Raw genomic sequence first — 7,177 nt, forward strand, 5'->3', positions numbered from 1 at the left:
TGGAATTGCTTCAACTCTATTAAACCTCTTTCTATATCAATGAGCAACCACTATTAGATAATTAAAGGAATTAAAAAAGTCTTGTATAGGTAGCGATTGTGAAAAAAATTGAAAATGTTGTGTCATCGTTTGTAACGATTAAAAGAAAAGCGACTTCATTTAAGTGAATATGGTATAATCGATTATTGGTTTATAAGCAAAGTACGTACCGTTAATTAGAAAGGTCGGTAGCTTGTGATGAAGAAAGTGAAAATCCTCTTTTTTATTTACCAAATGGGTGGAGGAGGAGCGGCGAGGACGTTATTAAATATTATGAATAATGTTGATCGTGAACGCTTTGCCCCTTATTTAGTGACCCTTAATATGAATGGGTCTTATGAGAGTGAATTAAAGGAAGATGTGACGTTTATTAAATTAGAAACAGCACGCTTAAGTCGGTCTGTTGGACGACTTAAGGAGATTATACAAACGGAACAAATAGATCTCGTGTTTAGTACGATCCCTCGAGTGAATACGATTGCGATACTTGCTAATCGGTTATCAAGGACAGGTGCTAAAAATGTTATTCGAGAAGCGGATAATTTAGGGGGAAGCTTTAAAGAAAATATGCAGCTGCTTGGCTTTGGTCTTGTTTATAAACTCGCTCACCAAATTGTGTCACTGTCCGAAGGGGTGAAGGCGAATTTAGTGAAGCGGTACAAAGTGAAGCCTGAAGAGATTAAGGTTATTTATAATCCGGTAGATTTGCGATTAATTGAACAAAAACGGAATCAAGAAGATATGGACCCTATTCATCAAGCATTATTTGATACGGAAGATAAGGTTATTGTAACAGCAGGACGCTTAGTGAAGCAAAAGGATCAAGAAACCCTTATACGCGCGTTTTACGAATTAAATCAAAAAGTGAAAAGCCAACTCATTTTATTAGGAGAAGGGCCTTTAAAAGAGAGCTTAATCTCTCTCGGTGTCGAATTGGGGATTGCTAACCGTATTCATTTCTTAGGCTTCCAAGCGAATCCTTATCAATATTTTGCCAAGGCAGACTTATTTGTGTTGACCTCGATTCATGAGGGGTTTAGTCATGTTATTGCAGAAGCGCTTGCTACAGGGACACCTGTCGTAGCGACAGATTGTCATTCAGGGCCAAGAGAGGTGTTGGATAATGGGAAATATGGCGAGTTATGTGAAGTCGGTCATGCAAGCGATGTAGCGAATAAGATGGAAAAAGTACTTTCATATAATAAGGAAAAGAGTGAACAGGTGTCTCGTAATGGACTGGAACGGGCGGCTCATTTTGACGCTAATAAGATTGTTGCTCAATATGAAGCGTTATTTCTACAAACGTTAAAGCGTTAAAGGGTGTGATTTACATTGATGAAAAAGCGAAAGGTCGTACATATAACGACCGTTCATCATCCTCTAGATCCAAGAATTTATTATAAACAGTGTCAATCGTTGCAAAAAGCAGGCTACGATGTCACATTAATTGCTCCAAATGGAGAAGAGGTAATCGGCGCAAGTGATATTCGTATTCAATCATTACAAAAGAGAAGCAGGCGGCTCAAACGAATGCTGCTTTCAACGTTTGAAGCGTATCGAAAAGCAAAGAAGCTTCAAGCAGATGTTTATACGATTCATGACCCTGAATTGATTCCAGTTGCTTGGCTGCTGAAGAAGAAATCCAATGTCGTGATTTACGATATTCATGAGGACTATGAAACGAGCATTTTGCAAAAGGATTATTTACCAAAGCCCGTACAAAAGGTGTTCGCGAAGGCGTACCGATTAATGGAATCGTTCTTCTTGAGAAAGCTTGAGCTCTGTTTAGCTGAAAAATATTATCAAGAAAAATATGAGCGAGGCATTTGTCTATTAAATTATCCGATCCTTGATCAAGGGGCAATTCAAGCAGAGCGAAAGACAAATGAAGCTAGTGATGAGCTAATCTATACAGGGAACCTTTCTGAAACGAGAGGAGCACTGACACAAGCACGAATTCCACTTTTTCATCCTGATGTGACCATCCGTTTCTATGGGAAGTGTGCAAAAGGTTTAGCTGAGCAAATGTATGTCGAAGCTAAAGGTAAACAAGAGCACATTATCATTGAAGGGATAGAACGATATGTGCCAAAGGACGAAATTGACCAAGCCTATTTGGAAAAGCAATGGTTGGCTGGAATTGCGCTTTTTCCTTATGATCCTCATTATATGCGCAAGGAGCTCACGAAGTTCTTTGAATACATGAGTCATGGGCTGCCTATTTTGTGTTCGGACTTTCCAGTGTGGAAGGCGTTCGTCGATAAGCACCAATGCGGCATAGCCGTTGACCCTCATGATCAGAAGGCCGTTTATGATGCGATTGAATATTTACGAACAAATCGTGAAGAAGCGAGAAAAATGGGTGAAAATGGTCGACAGGCTGTAGTAAACGAATTAAATTGGGAGAAGGAAGAAGAGAGGCTAGTTGCTTGGTATCATAAGCTAATCCCTTCTCATCAATAGAAAGGAAGGGGCGTCATGACTAGGCTGATTAAAAAACAAGCCAACGTTTCGATTATTACCCCGGCATACAATGCACAAGCTTATATTGCTGATACAATTGAATCAGTTATAGAGCAAACGTATGAAAGCTGGGAGATGCTAATTGTAGATGATTGTTCAACCGATGATACAGCTCAAATCGTACAAGCGTATACACGTCGTGATCCACGAATTCGTTATATTCAATTAGCGCAAAACAGTGGCCCAGCTATTACACGTAATACTGCCATTGCAGCAGCAAGTGGTCGCTACCTTGCTTTTTTAGATAGTGATGATATGTGGCTTCCGAATAAGCTAGAGAGGCAGCTTCAATTTATGCAAGAGCGTGACCTCGCTTTTTCCTTCACTCAATATCGTGTGATGGATCTGGAAGGGAACGTTACAGGTAAGCTAGAGGATGTGCCGGACGAAGCGACATACAAGGATTTATTGAAGCATAATGTGATTGGCTGTCTAACGGTTATGCTTGATAAAGAAAAGGTCGGAGCCGTTGAAATGGTCAATATCCGCTCGCGCCAAGACTACGTCCTCTGGCTACACATTTGTAAGCGAGGCTTTACGGCATACGGCCTAAAGGAGCCATTGGCTTTGTACCGAGTAGGTCGGCAATCTGTTTCAAGCAATAAGGTGAAAATGGCTAAGCAAAACTGGCGTGTGTACCGCGAAATCGAAGGGTTAAATCTTGTCAAAAGCTTGTGGTATTTTAGTCATTATGTGGTGTTTAAGTTGGTGAAGTATGCTAGGTGAGGGTATTGGAGGAATAACTAAAAAAAGAAACAGTCTGAAATAAATGTAGGCGGTGTAGTTAAAGAGAATGAGAAATTATATAAATGAAATTATAAAACGAAAAGACCTATTAATTTATTTGGTGAAATCAGGTTTGAAAGCTGAACATCGAAATAGCTATTTAGGCTATTTTTGGTGGTTATTAGACCCGTTGTTAAATGTTGCAGTCTATTTTTTTCTCGTTTCTATTATTTTAGGTAGAACAGGTGAAAATTACTTAGTATATTTAGCCATTGGTTTAATATCTTGGCGCTGGATTAGTACGACAGTTAATTCTTCAGCTAAGTCAATTACAAAATATGCATCCATCATTAATCAAGTTTATTTACCTAAATCGATTTTCCCATTTGCTTTTACAATATCACAGTTGTTTAATTTCGCTTTTGGCTTAGTGGTTATTGCTATTTTCTTAGCTTTAAATGGAATAATACCAGGATGGCAAGTTGTATATTTACCACTGATCGTTGCTGTACAGTTAATCTTTTTAATTGCTATAGGATTAATGTTGGCGTATTTTAATGTCTTTATTCGTGATATTGATTATGTTCTTACTCATGTGACAAGAGTTCTATTTTATGCATCACCGATAATTTGGATGGGCGATCGATTACCTGATAAGTATAGTTGGGTTGTTGATATTAATCCGGTTGCGATTCTAGTAAATAGTTATCGTGATGTATTAATGTATCAAGCCACTCCTAACTTAATAGGTCTTGCGGTCATTGCTTTTGTATCAGCACTCGTAAGTGTTGGGATGCTTAACTATTATAGTCGAAACGAACACAAAATTATTAAGGCGTTGTAAAGGAGTTCATCATGTGTAAAGATAACATGTTACCTGACCAGAATCGTGAAGTGGTTGTTCAAGCTGATAATCTGGGAGTATGTTTTCCTGTTGGTAAACGAGATGATTATAAATCAAAAATGATCGATTTATTTAAGGGAAAACAGGTAGAAGGGCAAGCAAAATATGCTTGGCCGATGAAGCATATTGATTTTCAAGGATATAAAGGTGAAGTATTAGGGATTATTGGATCAAATGGATCAGGGAAGACGACGTTGTGTAAATTAATTTCGGGTATTTTGCAGCCGGACGAAGGTTCAATTCATGTAGCTGGGAAAGTAACTGCGCTGTTTTCTTTAGGAATGGGATTTAAGAAAGAGTTAACGGGTAGAGAAAATGTGTATTTAAACGGGATGATGCTTGGAATCGAGAAGGATAAAATAACTGAGTATATTGATGATATTCATCAGTTTTCAGATTTAGGAAACTTCCTAGATCAGCCGATGAAGTATTATTCGAGTGGAATGAAGGCAAGATTAGGCTTTAGTGTGGCAGCTCATATGGAGCCTGAGGTTTTAATTTTAGACGAAGCTTTAAACACTGGAGACCGAGAGTTTAGTCAGAAAGCAGCACAAAAGATGAGAGAACTTGTACAAAAAGCGAAAATGGTTATTTTAGTTACACATAGTTTGAAATATGCAAAAAGGAATTGTGATCGTTTAATATGGCTAGATAAAGGTGTCATTAGGGGAATAGGTGATCCTGCTGAGATTATAAAACAATACAAACTGTCTATACCAGCAAGGAAGAGACGAAAGAAAGAGAAGCTAGAATTAGAAAAAACCGTTTCGAGGATTCAAGATCAAGCTATTGTAAAAGCGGATAATGTGGCTGTTTCTTTTGAATTAAATAAACAACCCTTTTGGGCATTAAGAAACATTAGCTTTGAAATTAAAGAAGGGGAAGTTGTTGGGATCATAGGTCATAACGGCGCAGGGAAAAGCACATTGACTAAAGTCTTGACAGGTATATTGCGTCCTGAAGAAGGGACGTTACAATTAAATGGTGAAACAACTTCTTTATTAAGCTATGGTGCAGGGTTTAATGAGCAATTAACGGGAACCGATAATATTTATTTGAATGGTATGCTCCTTGGAATAGACCAAGCAAAGGTTGAAAAGGATTTTCCGGAAATTGTCCAATTTTCTGGTCTAGAAAAATCAATTGACAAGCCGGTTAAGAACTATTCAAGTGGTATGAAAGCTCGTCTTGGTTTTAGTATTGCAGCAACCCTTCAACCAGATATTTTCATTATTGATGAAGCACTTTCAACTGGAGATATTGCTTTTCAGCAAAAGGCTAGTGAACGAATTCAAGAAATGATGGAACAAGCGAAGGCGGTTATTATCGTTACACATAGTATGACATTGACGAAGCAATTGTGCACAAGAGCTATTTGGATGGAAAAAGGACAGATTCGTTTTGATGGAGATCCTGAACAAGCGGTGGAATTTTATCAAGAAAGTATTAAGAAAAAACGTGAAACGGTACAAAACAAAGGATAATGACGGCGGTGGTAAACTGTGTTACGAGTAATGAAACGAAGCCTCATAGCGTCGGTTGATTGGTTTTTATATCAATTCTTGAGTACGACTCAAAAAGAAAAGATGGCGAGCATACTTACTGAGAAGCAAAAGGAAAAGCTTAAAAAAATCATGAATCCAGGAAAAAAGCGTACGCAAATTCGGAAGATTGAACGAATGAAGTATCGTCTGTATGAATTAGGATTTAGAGATAGATCTATTGAGGATCTTAAAGCATTTGCTGCGGAAAGTGGGGTGCTAAGGCAGTATGCTGCTTGGGAGCTAGCCGTTTGGTATGTTAATCAATATAGCAAGCGTGGTGCAGAGCAAAGTCTTTATTATCTTGAAATTGCATTAGAAGGTGAGAAGGATTCGAGTACTATTCGCCGAGCCAAAGTCTTACAGGCAGAGTGCTATGCGCGTTTAGGACAGGTTGAACAAGCAGCTAATTTGCTACGAAATGAGCTCAAACACTCTAAACATGTTGACCTCTATTTAGGCCTTGCAAGTTTGATTCATAGCGCTGAAGAGAAGGTGAATTTATTAAATGAGATGTATCGGGCTTATCACGTTTCTCCTATCTTATTTACGACTGACTATGATCAAACAATGTACGATCGTTTAATTGGAACTGCCAAAAGCAAAGATAACCATCAAAGTGCAAAAGTGTCCGTAATTATACCAGCTTATAACTCTGCTGAAACAGTAGGAACAGCAATTGAAGCGATGGTAAAACAAACATGGAACAACCTGGAAATACTAGTGGTTGATGATTGTAGCACGGATCATACAAAGGAAGTTATATTGCAATATGCTAATCAAGATCACCGTGTAAAATATTTATCAACCCCACTAATGGGGGAGCATATGTAGCTCGTAATGTCGCTTTGCAAATGGCGACTGGTGACTATGTCACGATTAATGATGCTGATGATTGGTCTCACCCTGAAAAAATTGAAATTCAAGTCAAACATTTAGAAGCAAATCGATCGGTTATGGCTAACTTTTCTAACCAAGCCAGAACAACGAATCAATTGACTTTTTATCGTCGCGGAAAGCCTGGAGTTTACACGTTTGCCAATATGTCATCTTTTATGTTTAGACGAAAAGAAGTAATAGAGAAGATAGGCTTTTGGGATAGTGTTCGCTTTGCAGGTGATTCTGAGTTTGTCAAAAGAGTTAAATGGACATTTGGTGAACGATCTGTTGTCTCTTTGGATACGGCTCCGCTCTCCTTCCAACGTCAAACGGAGGATTCATTAACAGGAAACTCAGCTTTTGGTTTTCCTGGTTACTTTATGGGAGCGAGAAAAGAATATAAAGATGCTCATGAAACGTATCACAAAAGTGGAAAGACGTTATATTATCCATTTCCACAAGAGGAGCGACCATTCCCGGTACCGGAGCCAATGTGGCCTAAACGGGAGGACAAGCCTAATGGGAGACGGCATTTTGATGTCATCATTGCATCAGAGTTCCGCTT

Annotated in this window: 5 protein-coding genes and 1 pseudogene; all 6 read left to right on the top strand. The window is 38.6% G+C overall.

Annotated features, from left to right (window positions below; translation table 11 throughout):
• The first annotated feature begins 237 nt into the window (after positions 1-237).
• On the top strand, positions 238-1,356 hold the full coding sequence (locus JCM9152_RS13185) for a glycosyltransferase (protein ID WP_035345112.1): 1,119 nt from the start codon (positions 238-240) through the stop codon (positions 1,354-1,356).
• An 18-nt stretch (positions 1,357-1,374) separates the two neighbouring features.
• On the top strand, positions 1,375-2,502 hold the full coding sequence (locus JCM9152_RS13190) for a glycosyltransferase (protein ID WP_035345114.1): 1,128 nt from the start codon (positions 1,375-1,377) through the stop codon (positions 2,500-2,502).
• Positions 2,503-2,517: 15 nt separating this feature from the next.
• Positions 2,518-3,288, top strand: coding sequence for a glycosyltransferase family 2 protein (locus tag JCM9152_RS13195; RefSeq protein WP_035345069.1), 771 nt, complete (start codon positions 2,518-2,520; stop codon positions 3,286-3,288).
• A 67-nt stretch (positions 3,289-3,355) separates the two neighbouring features.
• Entirely contained in the window at positions 3,356-4,132 is a 777-nt protein-coding gene (locus JCM9152_RS13200; protein WP_035345072.1) for an ABC transporter permease, read from the top strand.
• An 11-nt stretch (positions 4,133-4,143) separates the two neighbouring features.
• Complete coding sequence (locus tag JCM9152_RS13205) at positions 4,144-5,676, top strand: ABC transporter ATP-binding protein (RefSeq protein ID WP_035345074.1); 1,533 nt, start codon at positions 4,144-4,146, stop codon at positions 5,674-5,676.
• A gap of 744 nt (positions 5,677-6,420) precedes the next feature.
• Positions 6,421-7,177 (top strand): annotated as a pseudogene (locus JCM9152_RS21450) (glycosyltransferase family 2 protein); the annotation flags it as partial.

It is taken from the genome of Halalkalibacter hemicellulosilyticusJCM 9152, assembly GCF_000513115.1.
Classification (GTDB): domain Bacteria; phylum Bacillota; class Bacilli; order Bacillales; family Bacillaceae_D; genus Halalkalibacter; species Halalkalibacter hemicellulosilyticus.

Coding starts and splice junctions, on each gene's coding strand:
- JCM9152_RS13185 (WP_035345112.1), top strand. CDS start 238: ATGAAGAAAGTGAAAATCCTCTTTTTTATTTACCAAATGGGTGGAGGA.
- JCM9152_RS13205 (WP_035345074.1), top strand. CDS start 4,144: ATGTGTAAAGATAACATGTTACCTGACCAGAATCGTGAAGTGGTTGTT.
- JCM9152_RS13195 (WP_035345069.1), top strand. CDS start 2,518: ATGACTAGGCTGATTAAAAAACAAGCCAACGTTTCGATTATTACCCCG.
- JCM9152_RS13190 (WP_035345114.1), top strand. CDS start 1,375: ATGAAAAAGCGAAAGGTCGTACATATAACGACCGTTCATCATCCTCTA.
- JCM9152_RS13200 (WP_035345072.1), top strand. CDS start 3,356: ATGAGAAATTATATAAATGAAATTATAAAACGAAAAGACCTATTAATT.